The organism is Priestia sp. YIM B13491, assembly GCF_042787605.1.
Taxonomy (GTDB): domain Bacteria; phylum Bacillota; class Bacilli; order Bacillales; family Bacillaceae_H; genus Priestia; species Priestia megaterium_E.
This window is the reverse complement of the sequence record NZ_JBHZOR010000003.1, coordinates 54,888-72,685: the sequence shown is the minus strand read 5'-3', so window position 1 is coordinate 72,685 and position 17,798 is coordinate 54,888. Positions and strand designations below refer to the sequence as shown.

Below are 17,798 nucleotides of genomic sequence, written 5' to 3'. Positions count from 1 at the left end.
TTTCCTTTACTAGCAGAATTTACTTCGTATTCATGATATAATTACTTATTAGTAAGCGTTTACATATAATGGGGTGGAAAATTGGAAAATAGCTATTTCGAGGAGCCGATAAAAGATGATTCTAACTAATACATCTTTACTAACGAAAGAACAAACGATTTTTAACCATACAGGGAATAAAATTAAATTAGAAGACAGAGAGATTGATATTGTTGCTCGATTTGAAGAGCCTCTTGTTCTAGTTTTAGGAAATGTCCTAAGTAACGAAGAATGTGACGAACTTATACAGCTATCCAAAGATAAAATGCAGCGATCAAAAATTGGTGCTGCACGTGAAGTAAACAGTATTCGAACGAGCAGCGGCATGTTTTTTGAAGAAAGCGAAAACGAGCTTGTACATCAAATCGAAAGACGACTTTCTAAAATCATGGGACCATCTATTGAATATGCTGAAGGTCTTCAAGTTTTAAAATACTTGCCTGACCAAGAATACAAAGCACATCACGATTATTTCACTTCTGCAAGTAAAGCATCTAAAAACAACCGTATTAGTACATTGGTTATGTACTTAAACGATGTCGAAGAAGGAGGAGAAACTTATTTTCCTAAGCTGGGTCTTTCCGTATCTCCGACAAAAGGAATGGCCGTGTACTTTGAATATTTTTATAGTGATGCTGAACTTAATGATCGTACTCTCCACGGGGGAGCTCCTGTTATAAAAGGAGAAAAGTGGGTCGCTACCCAGTGGATGCGCAAACAAAAAATTCGATCGTAAAAACAAAGGTTTGAAGAGCCCTATTAGCTATTGGTAATGAGGGCTCTTATTTATGTTACAAAAAAATAGCAATCATGTTAGCCAGTTATTATATTGAAATATTCACACTTATTCTATTTGTGCGGCTATTCCTTATTCTTATAAGGCGGTAGACGATAAATGTATTTGTAGTGTAAAATATCCTCATGATTAAAAATCTGGATACAAAAAAATGAAAAATGTGTTCGAGAGATAAAAATAAAATAAATGCTATTTAAAATAATGACTTTAAAACAGGTAACCAATTTTTATAACAGTTGCACGAAAAAACTCGTGAAAGGTATTTTCACGAGTTTTTGTTTTTAGGTGATTTACACTATTTATAAAATCATTTTACTTTTATATAGTAGATAGGGAACGTGTTAAAGGAGGACCCGGGTTTTGAAAGAAATAAAAGCAATTATTTACGCGATGCTCGCGACGTTTATGCTGCTTCTTACTGGATGCAGCGATGAGCAGGCAAGTCATTCAAGCACATCTTCTGCCGATACAAAACAAGCAGTTCAAGTAGAAGATTCATCAGATCAAGAAGACGATCATAGTCCTTCTAAAGCAAATCGTGAAGATGTAGTAGGTGAGGCGGCTACGGTAGAAAGAGTAGTGGACGGTGATACGCTTAAAGTGAAAATGCTGAACGGAAAGACGGATCGAGTGCGACTACTTCTTGTTGATACCCCCGAAACAAAGCATCCCAAACTAGGCGTACAGCCCTTTGGTCCAGAAGCATCTGCTTACACCAAAAAAAGGCTAGAAGGACAGGAAATCACCCTTGAATTTGATGTGCAAGAGCGTGATCAATATGGACGTTTGCTTGCTTATGTATGGATAGACAATGAGCTGTATAATGAAGAGCTGCTAGCAAAAGGGTTAGCCCGCGTAGCAGTATTTCCTCCTAATACAAAGTACGTAGATGAATTTAAGAAAATACAGGAGCAGGCTAGAAAAAGCGAAAAAGGCATCTGGAGTATTGAAAACTATGCACAAGAAAAAGGATACAATACGGATGCTGTAAAAAATCGGTCCTCTTCTAAACAAAAGGATACTCAGTCCGCCAAAAGCTGTGAAGGTAAAATAAAAGGAAATCAAAACTCTAAAATTTATCACGTGCCAACTGGGGCGCACTACAATCAAACCATGAACAACGTCATTTGGTTTTGTACCGAAAAAGATGCGCAAGAAGCAGGATACACAAAAGCAAAAAACTAATAAAGAAATTCAGTAACTGCTGAATTTCTTTTTTTTGAGTTAAGTAAGTATTTGTATAGGAGTGGCTAAATACCATCCAACAAAGAGCGACCAATCCGTATAAGAAGACGCAGTGGCCATATGAGCAGCTGAGGCACTTGTAAAAGAATTTCTGCTAAAACTTCCCATCCACTTACTGTAGTATCTTTCTGCTGACGGCGTTTTTTCATAGTCATCATCCATTCATTTGAAAATATACATTAATTATACAATGAAAGGAAGATTAGGAGTTAATTTTTTCTTTCTTTTCTTTTTCGTGTTAAAGTAGATAGGTAAGAAGGTTTGCTACAAATAACGCAAGCGAAGAGAATAAAGGGAGTTTGAAAATCGTGAAAATAAGGAAAGCAAGAAAAGAAGATGCTTCTGCTGTAACGGAATTACTTTATGACATGCTTGGCAGTATTGCGCGCTCTCACACAGCGGCTACAACGAATGAAGAAGCGCTTTTAAGGCTTAAAGCGTTTATTCTGTCTGAGAAGAATCGCTATAGCTATCATCATATTACAGTCGCAGAAGTCGACGAGAAAGTAGTTGGACTTATGCTTTGCTACGAAGGAAGTATGTTACAAACGCTTTATGAACCAGTTAAGCGTTTTGTACGTGCTAAACTTAATAATCCAGCGTGGGAAATTGATATAGAAACTGAACATGGAGATTATTATATTGACTCTCTATGTGTAGATGAAGCTTATCGTGGAAAAGGGATAGGAACGGCTCTTTTAAATGTAGCCAAGCAAGAAGCCAAAAAGCGTAAGATGTTTTTATCGTTAAACGTTGAATATAATAACGTAGAAGCCAAAAAATTGTATCAGCGTATAGGCTTTCAAGAGCATAAAACCATTTTTATTGATAAAAAACCATTTTTTTATATGAAGACTGCCTGAGCATCTTTACGGTAGTATTTTTTGTGATAAAATGGATATATAAGTAAAATAATAAGAACCAACAGCTCAGCACTTTTGCTGAGCTTTCCTGTAAATCGCGTAAACGTATCAAAATGGAAAGAATCCTACATCCAATGGACCATAAGCAAGCGGTCATGAAAGTATGTTTGCTGATGTGCCACATGAAAGGAGCGTGCATGAACATCAGAGATCTTCCGTTTAATATGAGTTATCGATTTAATGAACAGCTTCGAGAAGTTCCGGTTAACCCACACCAAATGAAGCAGGGAATTATCTATTTAAAGAAACGAGCTCTTGAAGAAGAGGATGAGTGTGCCGCTGCAAAAACATATGGACACATTGGTGTATATGAGCGCATACTTGGGGAATTAACGAGCAGTGAAAGACATCTGCTGCTGGCCATTTATCTATATGACCGACATGCTGATACAATAGGTGAATTTTTGAATACGATCCGGCTTGGACATACATATCACTGGCAAGAACAGTGGGATAAAGCGAATGAAACGTTTCAGCTACTCATTGAACAATTAAAAGCAGATGAAGACCTTCACATATATGAAGACTTTGTCTATCAGCATTATGGAAAATGTTTACTTGATCAGCGGATTGTTTCCAGAGCACACCACTATTTTCAACGCGCGTTAGAAATTCGATTAAAAAAAGGCGATAAAGAATTAATTGAGTCAACTAATTCCTGCATCCGTCTTTGTTTAAATAAATTAAAACATTCCTAGTATACATAAAAGATAAATGACTCATCGCCTTGGTTACACATAATGCATAAACTTTCCGTTTGACAAACGTATGTGAACATATTATAGTCATACATGGCAATTTAAGAATACGTAATATAAAAACTAAACATAAGCGTCTCTTCTCTTTTGGAGAAGGGGCTTTTTTATGTGAATTTTTATGCCGAGGAGGGTTTAATCGATGGGTAAAACAGTAAAAGATGTCATCTTTTTATTAATAGGCTCGTTTGTATTTTCACTTGCAGTTAACATGTTTGTCATTCCAATAGGACTAGGTGAAGGCGGCGTTACGGGTATATCAATTATTTTATATTATACAACGCATCTTTCAACGGGCATCACTAACTTTATTTTAAACGGTATCTTGCTTATCGTAGGGTATAAATTTTTAGAGAAAAAAACCATCGTCTATACGATGATTACGATTATCGCTACATCTATTTTCCTTCACGTAACTGAAGGCTGGGGTCTTCATCTTCATGAAGAGCTCATTGGCATGGTTTTTGCCGGTGTACTGCTAGGCGTTGGAATTGGGATGATTTTGCGAGTTGGTGGAACAACAGCAGGTTCAGCCATTATTGCTCGAATTCTAAATAAATTTTTAAACTGGAAAGTCAGTCATGCACTTTTAATTGTTGATTTACTAGTGGTATTGGCTTCTTATTTTATTATTGGAATCGAAAAGCTACTATTTACAATCGTCATGCTGTACATTACAACAAAAGTAATTGACTTCGTTATTGAAGGGTTCGATGCGAAAAAAGCCGTTACCGTTATTTCAAGCAACAAAAACGAAGTAGCGGATCAAATTAATGAACAGCTTGATCGCGGAGTAACGATTCTAAACGGTCGAGGGAACTATACAAAAGAATCAAAAGAAATCTTGTATGTGGTCATTAATAAACAAGAGCTTATTAAACTTAAAAAGCTGATTAAAAAAATTGATGATGAAGCATTTGTGATTGTACACGATGTACGAGATGTAATTGGAAAAGGATTTTTAAGCGCATAAAGCTGTGGTTCTTGGCAATTTTTTCTGACGTTGGTGTTCTCCGAAAAAGTATGATATAAGTGTGTCTAGAGACAATTCAATATACGAAAGGAAGAACCCATATGCGTAATAAAAGGCATGTAAAACGTCTTCTTCAACGTCGAATTCGTTCTTTACGATACGTTGTCTTGATTTTATTTACGATACTGATCTTAAAGTACGTTAGTGAAATTATGTAACTTTTTTGTATGAGTCTTATCGCTCATTTGGAGTGCTTTTTCTTTTAAATTAGTAAACCAATTTGTATAATAGGTTTTAAGAAGGAGGAGTTCCATGAGCATTCCCAAACCATTAGTTCAGCTTAATCAACTCTTTATCGTTATAACGGTTTTGATCGCTTTACTTGCGGCAAAGTGGCTTTTACTTTTGCCTTTTCTTGTTGGAGTAGTCACACTTGCAACAAAGCGTAATCCCGTAATTATGGCAGGGAAAACGCTTCTCAAAAAGCCTGCTTCTTCTTATCAAATGGAAGACCGGGATCAGCAGCTTTTTAACCAATGGATTGCAACGATATGTATGGGGGTTGCTTTCATTTCATTTTTAATGGGTTATACGCTTGTCGGCTATGTATTTAGTATAATGGTGATTCTTGCTGCGGGTGTAGCGCTGATGGGATATTGTGTAGGCTGCACGATTCGTTATCGATATATGATGTGGAAATATAAAAGAAAAAAACACGCTGCATAAACAAAGCCTCGCGAAGGCTTTGTTTTTTTATGCTCATTTGTATGCGTTATCAATAAATTTAATCATCATAACGGGTGAAAACAAGTGTTAGAGCGTCTATATCCTTTAAAAACCTTTGTTGACAAAGTAAGGTAAACAAATTAAACTTTTTATGATAATAATAATCGTTACGATTTAAAGGAGGTAAGTTATAGTTAAAGACCGTACATAAAAGAAAGATAGTTTTGAATAAAGGAGGGGTTTATATGAAAAAAAGGATAAGTCTGCTATGCTTAATGCTTGCTGCGATAGGTCTGCTAGCGGCATGTTCGAGTAACTCTGCGAGTACCGAAGAAAAGAGTAAAAAGAAATCACTTACTTTTGTATCGAATTTTCCAAGTGATACGCTCGATCCACAGTTAAATTATACAACTGTACGAGCCGGTATTGCCGAAACGTTAGTAAAAGTTAATGAGCAATTACAGATTGAACCGTGGCTTTCAAAAAAATGGAAAACAGAAGATGGTGGGACGACCTGGGTATTTGAGATTAGAGACGGAATTACGTTTCAAAATGGCAAGGATCTAAATGCTGAAGCCGTGAAACATTCGTTAGAAAGAACGATAAAAGAAAGCGAAGCAATGAAAAGTGCACTTAAAATTAAAGAAATGAAAGCCAGTGGCCAAATCTTAACCATTACAACAACAGAGCCGCTTGCCACGCTGCCTTCTGAACTTGTTCATCCAAACACAGCAATTATTGATGTAGATGCTCCAGATACAAAAAGTAAACCCGTGGGAACAGGGCCATTTAAAGTAGCTTCGTTTAAACCTGATAATGAAATGAAAGTAAAAAAATATAAAGAATACTGGGGCGGGGAACCAAAATTGGATGAAGTTGTGTTAACATTTAATGATGATGAAAATGCACGAACGTCCGCTTTGCAATCAGGTGAAGCCGATATTGTGTACCGTCCGGCTATTGAAAGCTTAAACACGTTAAAAAAAGATTCTTCAATTGTAGTAGATATACAGCCGAGCCTGAGAAATCAAATGCTTTTCTATAATTCAAGGCAAGAAGCGTTTAAAGATAAAAATGTGAGAAAAGCGTTTGGTGTATTATTAAATCCAAAAGATGTTGTCGATACAGCGCTTGCAGGTCAAGGATCCCCTGCAAATGGTCCATTTTTAAAGAGTTTAGATTTTTCGAACGATCAAAAAACGAAAACCTATGGACCAAGTGAGGCTCAAAAATATTTAGAAAAAGCCGGTTATATACTCAAGGGTGGAAAAGCAATAAAAAATGGAAAACAGCTTTCCTTTAAGCTTGTTACATACCCTTATCGTCCAGAACTGCCTTTAATGTCACAAATGCTTCAGTCAGAAGCAAAAAAAATTGGTGTGAAAATAGACATTCAACAAGTGGAAAATATGGACGAGTATATGACAACAAAAAATGATTGGGGAATCGTTACATACAGTCTAGTAACCGCGCCGCGAGGAGATGCAGGATATTTCTTTAATGCTCTTTACATGGAGGGAGGAGCATTTAATGTAGGTCATTTTCATGAACCAGCATTAACTTCCATTATTAATAAACTCAATAAAACCGTTGATCAAAAAAAGCGCAATAAGTTAGCAAGACAAGCCGGAGAAATAGCAGAAAAGGAAACGCTGCACTCTTCGATTGTTCATCCGAATAATTTTGTAGCCTATAGAAAAAATGTAGAAAATTGGGTTACAACTAAAAGTGAATACTATGTGATAACAAAGGATTTAGATGTGAAATAGATATGAAATTAATTGGTAAAAGAATAATAGAATTACTTATTTTTTTAGTTATCCTATCGTTTCTCAGCTTTGTTTTGATGAAGCTGGCTCCAGGAGACCCAGTTAAGCAAATGCTCCGCGTAGATGACGTGGCAGTTTCTGAGGAACAAATAAATAGTTTGCGAACAGAGCTAGGGTTTAATGAACCTGTATATATTCAATATGTAAAGTGGCTGAAGCGCTTTTTTCAGTTTGATTTAGGGTCTTCGTATATGACAAAAGAGCCTGTCATTGATGAATTAGCCGCGAAGTTTCCGGCTACGCTGCGCTTGACGGCTGCATCTTTGGTTGTGATGCTGCTAATAGCTGTGCCACTCGGAACGCTGTCAGCACTATACCAGAATAAGTGGATTGATTATCTCAGCAGAAGTGTGTCCTTAATTGGAGCATCTATTCCCAGCTTCTGGCTCGGTCTTTTGTTTATACAGCTGTTCTCCGTGTGTCTTCAATGGCTTCCTTCAATGGGGACAGGCACAGCAGCTCATCTTGTGCTGCCTTCTTTAACGCTTGGTTTTGCCATGTCCGCTGTGTATATGCGAATGGTTAGAGCTAGTCTGCTAGAAGGACTGAAACAAGATTTTGTACGATCCGCTCGAGCAAGAGGAATAAGTGAAAGCCGCATTTTTATTTTTCACGCGTTCCGGTATAGCTTAACGCCCATCCTTACCATTTTAGGGACGAGCTTAGGCAGTTTGCTTGGAGGAACGGTCATTATTGAAGTGCTTTTTGCTTATCCTGGCATTGGAAAATTAGTTATTGATGCGATTATGAATCGTGATTATCCTGTGATTCAAGGGTATATTTTGTGGATGGGCTTGTTTGTTGTGTTAATTAATTCACTTGTGGATTTGAGCTACAAATATGTAAATCCCCAGCTCTATGTAAAGGGAGGGGATAAAACGTGAAAAAGCCGCAGCTTCCTTTTGTAGTGATAAGCGTTTTTGGTATTGCGCTTATTTTATTTTGTCTGTTTGGAAGTCAGCTAACACCGATGGATCCCACACAAGTCAATATGCAAGACCGGCTTCAAAAATCCACCGGTGATCACTGGTTAGGAACTGATCACTTAGGCAGAGATCTCTTTTCACGAATCGTAGCTGGAGCTCAGACCACAATTGGGACTAGTTTTCTTGTCTTAGCTCTTTCTCTTTTGATTGGAGTACCTGTTGGCTTAGTTTCAGCGTATATTGGAGGAAAAATAGACCGCTTTTTAATGAGAATTGTAGACGCTTTTTTAGCTTTTCCTGACTATATTGCAGCCATCGTCTTAAGCGGACTGTTAGGGCCTGGATTATTGAACTTAATTGCTGCGATGGTTATTGTAAAGTGGGTTGGTTATGCAAGGGTAGTGCGCAGTATTGTGCTTCAAGAAAAGTCAAAAGAATATGTGCTGGTTGCTAAATTAAACGGAGTGGGAACACTACCTTTAATCCTGCGCCACTTTCTTCCTCATGTGGGAGGACATATTCTTGTTCTTGCTACGCTGGATATAGGGAAAATTATTTTAATGATGGCTTCACTATCCTATATTGGACTAGGGACTCAGCCGCCTACTCCGGAATGGGGAACGATGCTAAATGAAGGCAGGGCCTACTTTTACAATGCTCCGCAGTTAATGTTGATACCAGGCTTGGCCATTATTTTATTTGTGCTGGCGTTTACAGCTTTAGGTGAATATATTCGAGGGAAATATCAAGTTAGTCGGTAAAAGAGGTGATCGTCATCGTTTTAGAAATAAAACATCTAGTCATTCATAATAAAACAAAACAAATTGTAAAGGGCATTTCTCTTAAAATCGAGCAAGGACAGTGGATGGCGCTCATTGGAGAAAGCGGAAGCGGTAAAAGTATCACTGCTGCATCAATAGGAAGGCTGTTGCCGTCAGGTGTCACGCTTAAAGGAGGCTCTATTACTTTTAAGCAGGAAGGATATGTGCCTATCCTTGGAAAAGATATTTCGTATATCTTTCAAGATTATCGAAGCGCTTTTACGCCTTTTTTAACAATCGGAAAGCAGTTTGATGAAACGATTCGTACACATAGTAAACTGTCTAAAAAAGATAGGAAAGTTGCTATTTTTCAGGCTTTAAAAGCTGTGAATTTACCGAATGAACGCGTGTATAAAAGCTATGCTTCTCAGCTGAGCGGTGGACAGCTTCAGCGAGCAGCGATTGCTTTAGCACTGGTGATGAAGCCTGCCTTGATTATTGCAGATGAGCCAACCACTGCTTTAGATAGTGTGGCAGCAGCTGAAGTTCTTCAGCTGCTGCATAAGCTGAAAGAAGAAGCAGGCTGTGCCATTTTATTCATTACCCATGATTTGCGTCATGTGCGGAAATATGCAGACCGAGCAGCCATTATGTTAGCAGGAGAGATCGTGGAAGAAAACAGTATCGAATCTCTGTTTCACGCTCCGGATCACTTTTATACAAAAAAACTGTTTAACGCCATTCCTTCTTTACAGAAAACGCCTGATCGATTGTTAGATACGCAGAAAAAAGTGTTGATATAGGAGTGAGATATGAAAGAAAAAAGTATATTACGCGTCACGCAGCTGGTAAAACAGTATAAAGACGTTAAAGCGCTAAATAATGTTTCCATGCATATCGATAAAGGGGAATGCGTAGGGATTGTTGGAGAAAGTGGAAGCGGAAAAAGTACGCTTGTAAAAAGTGTGCTAAGGTTAACAGAAATTCAGCAGGGAGAAGTATGGTTTGCAGAGAAACCTCTTCACCGGTTAAAAGGAAAAAAACTGCAGCAAGCTCGTCTAGGTATGCAAGTTGTATTTCAAAACCCCGCGGCTTCTTTTAATCCAAAAGTAAAAATCATCGATTCTTTGCTCGAGCCTTTGCGGCAGCAGCGAACCGTTCCTTCATTTTTATCTCATGTGAGCAGAAACGAAAAAGAAATCGCTTTTTATTTGTTAGAAAAAGTCGGGATTAGCGCAGAATATGCGTTGAATTATCCTCATGAACTCAGCGGTGGACAGCTTCAGCGTGTAGCGATTGCGCGTGCCATTAGCGTAGGTCCGTCTCTGGTACTATTAGACGAGCCAACAGCGAGTCTTGATGTTACGGTACAAGCGAAAATTTTAAATTTATTAAAAGATTTGCAAGAGACGTTTCAGCTATCTTATTTGTTTATTTCGCATGATTTAGCAGCGGTAAATTTTATGAGTACCCGCATGATAGTTATGCAGCAAGGTGAGGTTATTGATCAGTTTGAACGTGCAAAGCTATTTGATAAAAACAGACATCCCTATACAAAAAAGCTTGTGCGTTTATTTGAATAGAGAGTAAAGCTCTTCGTTTAATATACTAAACGAAGAGTTTTTTTATAAATGAGAATGAGACAAAGTCAGGGACGTGGCGGTGGGGTATGCATATGTATAAAATGATAGCCTGCTTGGCAGAGCATGACAAAACTAATGCCGAGTACAAGGAGAGGAATTAGCTTGTTTTTTCCTCGTTCTTCATATAGTCCGGCTGCGCTTAAAAGGAAGCCAACAGTAGCTAAAGGAGGAGAGACGCGAAAGAATAAATCTGCAGCGGTAAACGCTTGGTTTGTATATTTATAATAAAAAAATAGACCTGTAATCAATAAAAATAGTCCAATCCAAAACAGCGTAAGTTTTCCAAAAAGGGTTTTAGGCACTATGATCTCACTCCTTTTGTCAGTCAAGTACCATAAAATACTAGCATAAAATGTTCTGGTTTGCATTAGAGAAAAAGAACGTGAATTATACAATAAGTGTGAAAAAACAGGTTTGAAGTAGGAGGAGATGAAGTATTCAAAGCGCTTCATGTAAAAAAATACATATCGTTGGATCTGTTGGAAGTGGAAAAACAACTCTTGCCCGTTTATTATCCCATGAATTAAAAGTTCCTCACTACGAACTCGATAATATTATGTGGGAACGAACATATGAAGGAGATAAAAGAAGAAGTGAAGCGGATAGAAAAAAGTGTTTACATCATATTTCAGCTTCAAAAGAATGGATTATAGAAGGCGTACACTATACGTGGGTGAATGAAAGTTTTAATAGAGCTGACCTTATTATTTTTCTCGATATCCATTATCTAAAAAGAATATGGTTTATTATAAAAAGGTATGTTCTGTAAAAAGCTAAAATAGAAAAAGCAAATTATGCACCGACGTTTTCTATTTTCATTAAAATGTTTCAGTGGAATTCAGACTTCGAAAAGCAAAGTAAACCTGAAATTTTGCATATCCTTCGTACGTCATATAACGATAAACTTATAATAGTGAAAAAGAGAGAAGAGATAGAGCACTTTATATCGTAAGAAAACGCCGCTCATCAACTGAGCGGCGTTTTTTAGTTTTTATTCTATCAACATAGAATCGCCTTTTTTTTCACAAGCTTTTGCAAGGTTTTTGAGCAACTGATTAAGAAACTCTTTGTCCATTTTAAGCCACTCTTGTTTTTGCAGCCCTTCTACGATATAGGAAGAAAAAACCCACACGTCGTTTTTGATGGCAGAGCGATTTGTTTCAGCGATTACGGTTAATGCCTTAATGACAGCAGACATCACGGAAACATCTTCTTTCCCATAATGACGAATTTGATAGAACGCTTTGTACAAATAATCCATAAAAGAAGGTTTTTCTAGCATGACGCGAATGCATCCTTTTTCATCGTAATAATAAGGAGAAGAAGAATAGCTTTGCCCAAGTTTGATAAACACTTGCGTGAGCTGTTCAATGCAGTTAATAGCTGTTTCAGGATCATTAATAGCGGGTGAAATAGCTCTTAATGCAATTTCACTCAGCTTTTGAATCCCTAACTTCACATCTTGAATCGACTCTTGATCATTTGTAATAAACAAACAATGAAGAAATTTTTCGTGTTCTAATGATTGATCGTGATGAATTACGCTTAACAGAGGTGTGTCTTCTTCGACATACTCACCGGGTGCTTTTTCAAGTTTCACAATAACATTATATTTAGATGCTAGTGTAGTTAAATGCTTGAGTTCAATATAGTGAATATATCCTTGTTTGTTACTTTTAATTTGAAGCGTGTTTTCACTATCAAAATTAAGCTGTTCTTCATTTTTTGATTGAGGTGATTTTTGCTGTTCTAGCTGTCGTTCTTCAATGGTTAGCATCGTTTTTTTGGCAATGTTTGAAATTAAGTTGCCGACTTTAATCCAGTTAATAACATGATGAATTAAAAATACAAACATACCTAGACAAATGAAAGCTACCAAAATGGCTAGTGAAGGAACAATGAAAGTGTTGCTGACTTGATTGCTTCGAACTTGAATAAGCAGTACAAGCACGTACACATACCCACCGATAAAAGTGCCAAGCACACGCTGGGTTTTGGCATCTGTATTAAAATTTTGAATCGTTCTAGGAGAAAACTGGCCTACAAACGTAGTCAGTACCACTAACACAGAAGAAAACGTAATCGTCGTCATCGTTAATAAGGAGTTTGACACTGAACTCAAAATAGTATGAGCAAGCTCTTTATCCGTTAGAAATACAGAAGGAACCAACTTTAACCACTGTTTATGAGCTGTTAAAAATCGGTCTATAAACGTACTAATAGTGGCTAAAACAAAAGCAACGATTCCGTATATAGAAGGAGTAATCCAAAAATTAGCTTTGATTCGATTTTGCTGTAGCTTTATTGACATAACGAAATCTCCCGTATCATGATTTAATAAGTTCGGACTTCTTTTAGCATGGAGAAAAAAGTTAGTCATACTTATCCACCTATTATTACCCGCATCTGCATGTGAAAAACTTCTTTAAGAAAAGTTTTATTGTCCATTTGTAAAGGGTAGAGATCAAAAAGGAGGAGAGAGCCGTGGCATTTGATTATTCACTTGACTTTGAGCATATGGATTTTAGAAAACATCCTGAAAAGTATAGAGTAGGAAGAGGAGAACAAGGAGTTCTCCTTGTTGAGCCATATAAAAGTGAAATTCTTCCTCATTGGCGTTTTCGAACACCTGAAATTGCTGAGGAATCGGCGGACGCCATTTATCAGCTTTTTTTAACCTACAAAGAAAAAAGCGATTTTGTTGGAATGGACATGGCCCGGAAATTTCTCCAAATGGGATACACGCGATCCAGGCGCTACGCGAACTATAAAGGCGGAAAGAAATACAGCAAAGGCGGAGAGCGTAACGAACGGCAAATTGATGAACAAAAAGCAGAATCGGCGGCTATTTTTATGAAAAAATGGAAGGAGGTACGAGAGAATAAAGAGTACTTAAAATTTAAAAAAGAGCATCAAAAAAAGTACGGATAATCAGCTGTTATCCGTACTTTTTTCCTTTGTTATTTCGATTCGTTTAATATGGTGATGTTCAATATCAATGACTTTAAATGAAAAACTTTCGTTTGTGATGCTGTCCCCTTTAGCAAGATCAAACTTTTCGGTCAGCATCCAGCCGCCAATGGTATCAACGTCTTCTTGTTCAATATTTGTTCCGAGTAAGTCATTTACTTCTTCAATCAACACCTTCGCATCGAGTACGTAATGATTTTCATTAATTTTGTGTACGTCCGGTATTTCATCATCATCAAATTCATCACGAATTTCACCAACAATTTCTTCTAAAATGTCTTCTACCGTTACAAGCCCTGTTGTTCCTCCGTACTCGTCTATTAAGATGGCCATGTGAATTCTGTCCTTTTGAATTTTAAGCAATAAGTCGTAAATGGCGATGGAATCAATGACTTGAATGATGGGTTTCATATACGTTTGCACGGTACGTGGTTTAATATCATCTTCTTTTATGTAATCCGCTAATATTTCTTTAATATTAACTAATCCCACCACTTGATCTTTGTTTCCATCTACAACTACTGGATAGCGAGTATATTGCTCTACTCTAGCCATTTTTAAGAATTCTTCTATCGTTTCTTCTGCTGATACGCTAACAATTTCTGTACGAGGCACCATGATTTCTTTAGCCGTACGATTATCAAATTCAAAAATATTATTCATGAACTTAAATTCCGATTGATTAATTTCACCGCTCTCATAGCTTTCAGATAAAATAATTCTAAGCTCTTCTTCACTATGAGCTACTTCATTTTCAGAAGCTGGCTTCAGGCCAAATAATCCGACAACGCCTCTTGCTGAGTGGTTTAAAAGCCAAATAAACGGATAAAGTAACTTAGAAAAAAGAATAAGAGGACGGGAAAATAACAGCGTCACTTGTTCGGCTTTTTGAATCGCCACTGTTTTGGGTGCAAGTTCCCCAGCTACCACATTTAAAAATGTGACAATCGAAAAAGCAAGAACAAAAGATATGACATGCGAAAGTGATGCAGCAAAAGGAAGCATGTCAATAAGCGGCTCTAATAAATGACCTACCGTAGGTTCACCTATCCAGCCTAGACCCAGTGCGGTAACCGTAATGCCCAGCTGTGTGGCTGAAAGATAACCATCTAAATTTGATACTACTTTTTTTGCTGCTAAAGCGTTTCGGTTTCCTTCTTCAATTAACTGGTCGATTCTAGTCGACCGTACCCTAATGACGGCAAATTCCGTTGCAACAAAAAAGGCTGTTAATATGATTAATACGATAAATAAAATGACATTTACTGTTTCCAAATTTATCTCCTTACCCCGTTGAAACGGATAAGGGAACACCTCCCTTACAAAAGTTTGATGAGCTGATTTATATGGTAAATAAAGAATATCATGTATACTGTTCCCTTAATGTCCGCAGAAATAAACTTACCGAAAAGAAAGAGCACTTTTTAATAACCCGCAACATTTTTTGGCAGAAAAAGCGTAAACTAAACACTATAAAATGAATGAAAAGAGATAACGTGATACCTTTAAAAGGATGTAAATAGAAGTAGGAGTCGATTGTTTTTATGGAATTTTTTCTGACGATATTAGTCTTATTGGCTTTGATTGGTCTATCTAATATCATTAATCATTTTGTACCATTTATTCCTGTTCCATTAGTTCAAATAGCTTTGGGAGCAGGGCTTGCTATCTTGCCATTTGGCGGAGATGTACATTTAGAGCCTGAGTTATTTTTTATTTTATTTATTGCCCCGCTATTATTTAATGATGGGAAAAACGTGTCAAGAGCTGCTCTTTGGAAGCTTCGTACACCTATTTTATTACTAGCGCTGGGACTGGTTTTTGTAACGGTGGCAGTAGGGGGATATCTAATCAATTGGCTCATTCCTTCCATTCCGTTACCGGCGGCATTTGCACTAGCCGCTATTTTGTCCCCAACAGATGTAGTGGCTGTAGGAGCTATGGCGAGCCGAGTAAAGCTGCCTAAGCGAATTATGCATTTGCTGGAAGGCGAAGGGCTGATGAATGATGCCTCTGGTCTTGTAGCGTTTCAAGTAGCAGTAGCTGCTACCGTAACGGGCGTCTTTTCAATAGTAGATGCTACATTTCAGTTCCTTTGGGTAGCGCTGGGCGGTTTGTTTGTAGGAGCATTTATCGCTTTTCTGATTATCAGACTGCGTGTACTTGTTCGACGTTTAGGAATGGAAGATATTACGATTCATATGTTAATACAAATTCTAACTCCATTTGTTGTCTTCTACATTGCTGAACATTTTCATTTATCAGGAATCTTGGCAGTTGTAGCAGGCGGCATTGTGCATGCGATTGAGCGCGACCGAGAGGAATCACCTAACCAGCAGCTAAAAGTAGTATCAAAAAGTACTTGGACGGTTATTTTATATTTGTTAAATGGCTTGGTGTTTGTACTGCTTGGTCTGCAAATACCTAAAGTGGCGAAAGCAATTATTCAAGATCCAAACTTTAATAATGGACAAGTGCTTCTTTATATTTTGATTATTACTGTCTTTTTGCTTGTACTACGATTTATTTGGGTGATGGTGTCATGGTCAGTAGGCTGGTATTACAAAAATAACAAGCATCTAAAACCTGAGCCTCGGTCTATTGGCATTATCACGGTTTCAGGTGTACGAGGAGCTGTTACGTTAGCCGGAGCGTTTTCGATTCCATATACGCTTGATAACGGCAGTGATTTTCCGGAACGCTCTCTGATTATTTTTCTAGCAGCAGGCGTTATATTGTTAACCTTAGTTGCGGCAAGTATTCTTTTACCTCTCATTGCGAAAACAGAAAAGGCGCCGAAGAAGCCTGAGCGCAACACAAAAGAGGTTAAAGCGCGCATTAAAGTGCACAAAGCTGCTATTCAGCGGTTAAAAAGAGAAATGACCGAGGAAAATCGTGGAGCAGCCCTTTCGTTAATTTCATCGTATAATACAACGATTAATAACATCATCGTTAAAACTCATCCTTTAGAAGCCTCTGAAAACAAACAGTATGAAGAAGAAATTCGATTGCTGGCTCTTCAGGCCAAGGGGAAATTGGTGGAAAAGCTATTAAAAGAAGAAAAAATAGACCGTGAGACAGCGTATATTTGTTTGGAACATACGCACAAGCTTGAAATGGCTGTAACCAATCGCGTAAGGTACAAATTATTGGTGAGCTGGATGAGGTTTAAAAAAGTTTTATTATTACTAGTCCGAATTTTTTCACCGAATAAGCAGGCGTTAAGAAAACAAAGCTTGCGAAGAAGAAGCAAAGTGAACAAAGTACGTATTCAAATGATTGAAGAAGCGATAAAGGTCATTAAAGAAAATATGAACGAAGAAAATCGAATGATTTCACTTGCTATTATTAGTGAATACCATAGATCCATGGCAAGACTTAGAAAAGAGAGTACGGAGTATAATTCACGGAAACGTAAAAAAGCAACGAGAGATTTATGTTATAAAGCGTTTCATACCGAGCGGGAAACGGTGCAAGAACTTTATGAAAAAGGAGAAATCACGCGTGAAATCGCTCATAATATCCGAAAAGATATCGCTTTGCGTGAAGCATTAACAATTGAAGAAAATGGTTATTAAAAAGTCGCAGAGAGTAGTCTCTGCGACTTTTTCTAGTAAGTTTCATTCTATTGCTTTTCAAAAAGATAAAGCTTTCCATTAACAGCAATATCAAACCGAGGCCCTTTAAAGCCGCGTTTTATAAGTTCTTTACGCATAAACTTCATAATTCCTCCGTGGCTGACAATCAGCAAATCGTCTTCTGACTCGGAAATAGCGCGATCTAGCACTGCTGCTACTTTTCTCTTAGTCTCAGCCATATCTTTACGAGCTTGTTTGTTGATGAGTCCGGACATGCGAAACAGTAATACCCAGAGGATAAAAGGAAGTTTAAATTTTACTGGAATAATAGGCATAGGTATTTCTCTAAGTTCTGGAAGAAGCGTGATCTCTTGTTTATAAATATGCTTTGCCGTTTTGTGTGCTCGCGGCATATCGCTTGAAAAACAGCGTTTCCATTCGATATTATTCAAATCAGTCTCTCCATACGTAATATCTGATTCATCATATTCTTGAAACCAAGCCACTAGTTCATCAGTTGATAAGCGGTGGTTTTCTGGAAGACCTTTGTTTACTTTGTAATGACGTACTAATGCTACTTTCATTGTGAAATCTCCTTAAAATCTAAGCGCCAAAAACACTTATTCGGCGCAGC

The 17,798-nt window shown here is 37.5% G+C and carries 18 protein-coding genes; 13 read left to right on the top strand and 5 right to left on the bottom strand.

Annotation, left to right across the window (positions count from 1 at the left end):
* The first annotated feature begins 115 nt into the window (after window positions 1–115).
* Complete coding sequence (locus tag ACFX4E_RS11215; protein ID WP_013057538.1) at window positions 116–775, top strand: 2OG-Fe(II) oxygenase; 660 nt, start codon at window positions 116–118, stop codon at window positions 773–775.
* Between the two features lie 420 nt (window positions 776–1,195).
* On the top strand, window positions 1,196–2,020 hold the full coding sequence (locus ACFX4E_RS11210; protein WP_377238117.1) for a thermonuclease family protein: 825 nt from the start codon (window positions 1,196–1,198) through the stop codon (window positions 2,018–2,020).
* Window positions 2,021–2,085: 65 nt separating this feature from the next.
* Here the strand turns inward: ACFX4E_RS11210 and ACFX4E_RS11205 are convergent, their stop codons facing one another.
* Window positions 2,086–2,229 carry a hypothetical protein gene (locus ACFX4E_RS11205; RefSeq protein ID WP_153254062.1) on the bottom strand — a complete coding sequence of 48 codons (144 nt, stop codon included), beginning with the start codon at window positions 2,227–2,229 and terminating at the stop codon, window positions 2,086–2,088.
* 159 nt (window positions 2,230–2,388) lie between these two features.
* Between ACFX4E_RS11205 and ACFX4E_RS11200 the strand changes: the two genes are divergently transcribed.
* From ACFX4E_RS11200 to ACFX4E_RS11160, 9 genes are all read left to right on the top strand, one after another.
* On the top strand, window positions 2,389–2,943 hold the full coding sequence (locus ACFX4E_RS11200; RefSeq protein WP_013057535.1) for a GNAT family N-acetyltransferase: 555 nt from the start codon (window positions 2,389–2,391) through the stop codon (window positions 2,941–2,943).
* Window positions 2,944–3,140: 197 nt separating this feature from the next.
* The gene (locus tag ACFX4E_RS11195) at window positions 3,141–3,701 is read left to right on the top strand and encodes a hypothetical protein (protein ID WP_025751320.1); all 561 of its coding nucleotides are present in this window, start codon (window positions 3,141–3,143) and stop codon (window positions 3,699–3,701) included.
* Window positions 3,702–3,900: 199 nt separating this feature from the next.
* Window positions 3,901–4,731, top strand: coding sequence for a YitT family protein (locus ACFX4E_RS11190; RefSeq protein ID WP_028409014.1), 831 nt, complete (start codon window positions 3,901–3,903; stop codon window positions 4,729–4,731).
* Window positions 4,732–5,043: 312 nt separating this feature from the next.
* Window positions 5,044–5,457 (top strand): DUF4395 domain-containing protein, encoded by a 414-nt coding sequence (locus ACFX4E_RS11185; protein WP_377238116.1) that lies wholly within the window; start codon window positions 5,044–5,046, stop codon window positions 5,455–5,457.
* A 245-nt stretch (window positions 5,458–5,702) separates the two neighbouring features.
* Window positions 5,703–7,226, top strand: a complete 1,524-nt coding sequence (nikA, locus tag ACFX4E_RS11180) for a nickel ABC transporter substrate-binding protein (protein WP_377258967.1) — start codon at window positions 5,703–5,705, stop codon at window positions 7,224–7,226.
* Window positions 7,227–7,228: 2 nt separating this feature from the next.
* On the top strand, window positions 7,229–8,170 hold the full coding sequence (gene nikB, locus ACFX4E_RS11175) for a nickel ABC transporter permease (protein ID WP_377258964.1): 942 nt from the start codon (window positions 7,229–7,231) through the stop codon (window positions 8,168–8,170).
* Entirely contained in the window at window positions 8,167–8,973 is an 807-nt protein-coding gene (nikC, locus tag ACFX4E_RS11170; protein ID WP_028409010.1) for a nickel transporter permease, read from the top strand. The genes nikB and nikC overlap by 4 nt, the downstream gene beginning before the upstream one ends.
* A gap of 5 nt (window positions 8,974–8,978) precedes the next feature.
* Complete coding sequence (locus tag ACFX4E_RS11165) at window positions 8,979–9,776, top strand: ABC transporter ATP-binding protein (RefSeq protein ID WP_028409009.1); 798 nt, start codon at window positions 8,979–8,981, stop codon at window positions 9,774–9,776.
* Window positions 9,777–9,785: 9 nt separating this feature from the next.
* Window positions 9,786–10,556, top strand: coding sequence for an ABC transporter ATP-binding protein (locus ACFX4E_RS11160; protein ID WP_377238114.1), 771 nt, complete (start codon window positions 9,786–9,788; stop codon window positions 10,554–10,556).
* Window positions 10,557–10,621: 65 nt separating this feature from the next.
* On the opposite strand, the gene ACFX4E_RS11155 is transcribed toward ACFX4E_RS11160, so the two are convergent.
* Together ACFX4E_RS11155 and ACFX4E_RS11150 are read right to left on the bottom strand one after the other, a co-directional pair.
* Window positions 10,622–10,918, bottom strand: coding sequence for a hypothetical protein (locus ACFX4E_RS11155; RefSeq protein WP_098248221.1), 297 nt, complete (start codon window positions 10,916–10,918; stop codon window positions 10,622–10,624).
* Window positions 10,919–11,607: 689 nt separating this feature from the next.
* On the bottom strand, window positions 11,608–12,996 hold the full coding sequence (locus ACFX4E_RS11150; RefSeq protein WP_132018555.1) for a DUF2254 domain-containing protein: 1,389 nt from the start codon (window positions 12,994–12,996) through the stop codon (window positions 11,608–11,610).
* A 104-nt stretch (window positions 12,997–13,100) separates the two neighbouring features.
* Here ACFX4E_RS11150 and ACFX4E_RS11145 point away from each other — a divergent pair, with 104 nt between their 5' ends.
* Window positions 13,101–13,547 (top strand): DUF4385 domain-containing protein, encoded by a 447-nt coding sequence (locus ACFX4E_RS11145; protein ID WP_028409004.1) that lies wholly within the window; start codon window positions 13,101–13,103, stop codon window positions 13,545–13,547.
* Here the strand turns inward: ACFX4E_RS11145 and ACFX4E_RS11140 are convergent, their stop codons facing one another.
* Window positions 13,548–14,861, bottom strand: a complete 1,314-nt coding sequence (locus ACFX4E_RS11140; RefSeq protein ID WP_060746842.1) for a hemolysin family protein — start codon at window positions 14,859–14,861, stop codon at window positions 13,548–13,550.
* A 269-nt stretch (window positions 14,862–15,130) separates the two neighbouring features.
* Between ACFX4E_RS11140 and ACFX4E_RS11135 the strand changes: the two genes are divergently transcribed.
* Window positions 15,131–17,164, top strand: a complete 2,034-nt coding sequence (locus ACFX4E_RS11135) for a Na+/H+ antiporter (RefSeq protein ID WP_028409002.1) — start codon at window positions 15,131–15,133, stop codon at window positions 17,162–17,164.
* 47 nt (window positions 17,165–17,211) lie between these two features.
* On the opposite strand, the gene ACFX4E_RS11130 is transcribed toward ACFX4E_RS11135, so the two are convergent.
* Window positions 17,212–17,748: a histidine phosphatase family protein gene (locus ACFX4E_RS11130; RefSeq protein ID WP_060746841.1), complete on the bottom strand. Its 537-nt coding sequence runs from the start codon at window positions 17,746–17,748 to the stop codon at window positions 17,212–17,214.
* Window positions 17,749–17,798 lie beyond the last annotated feature (50 nt).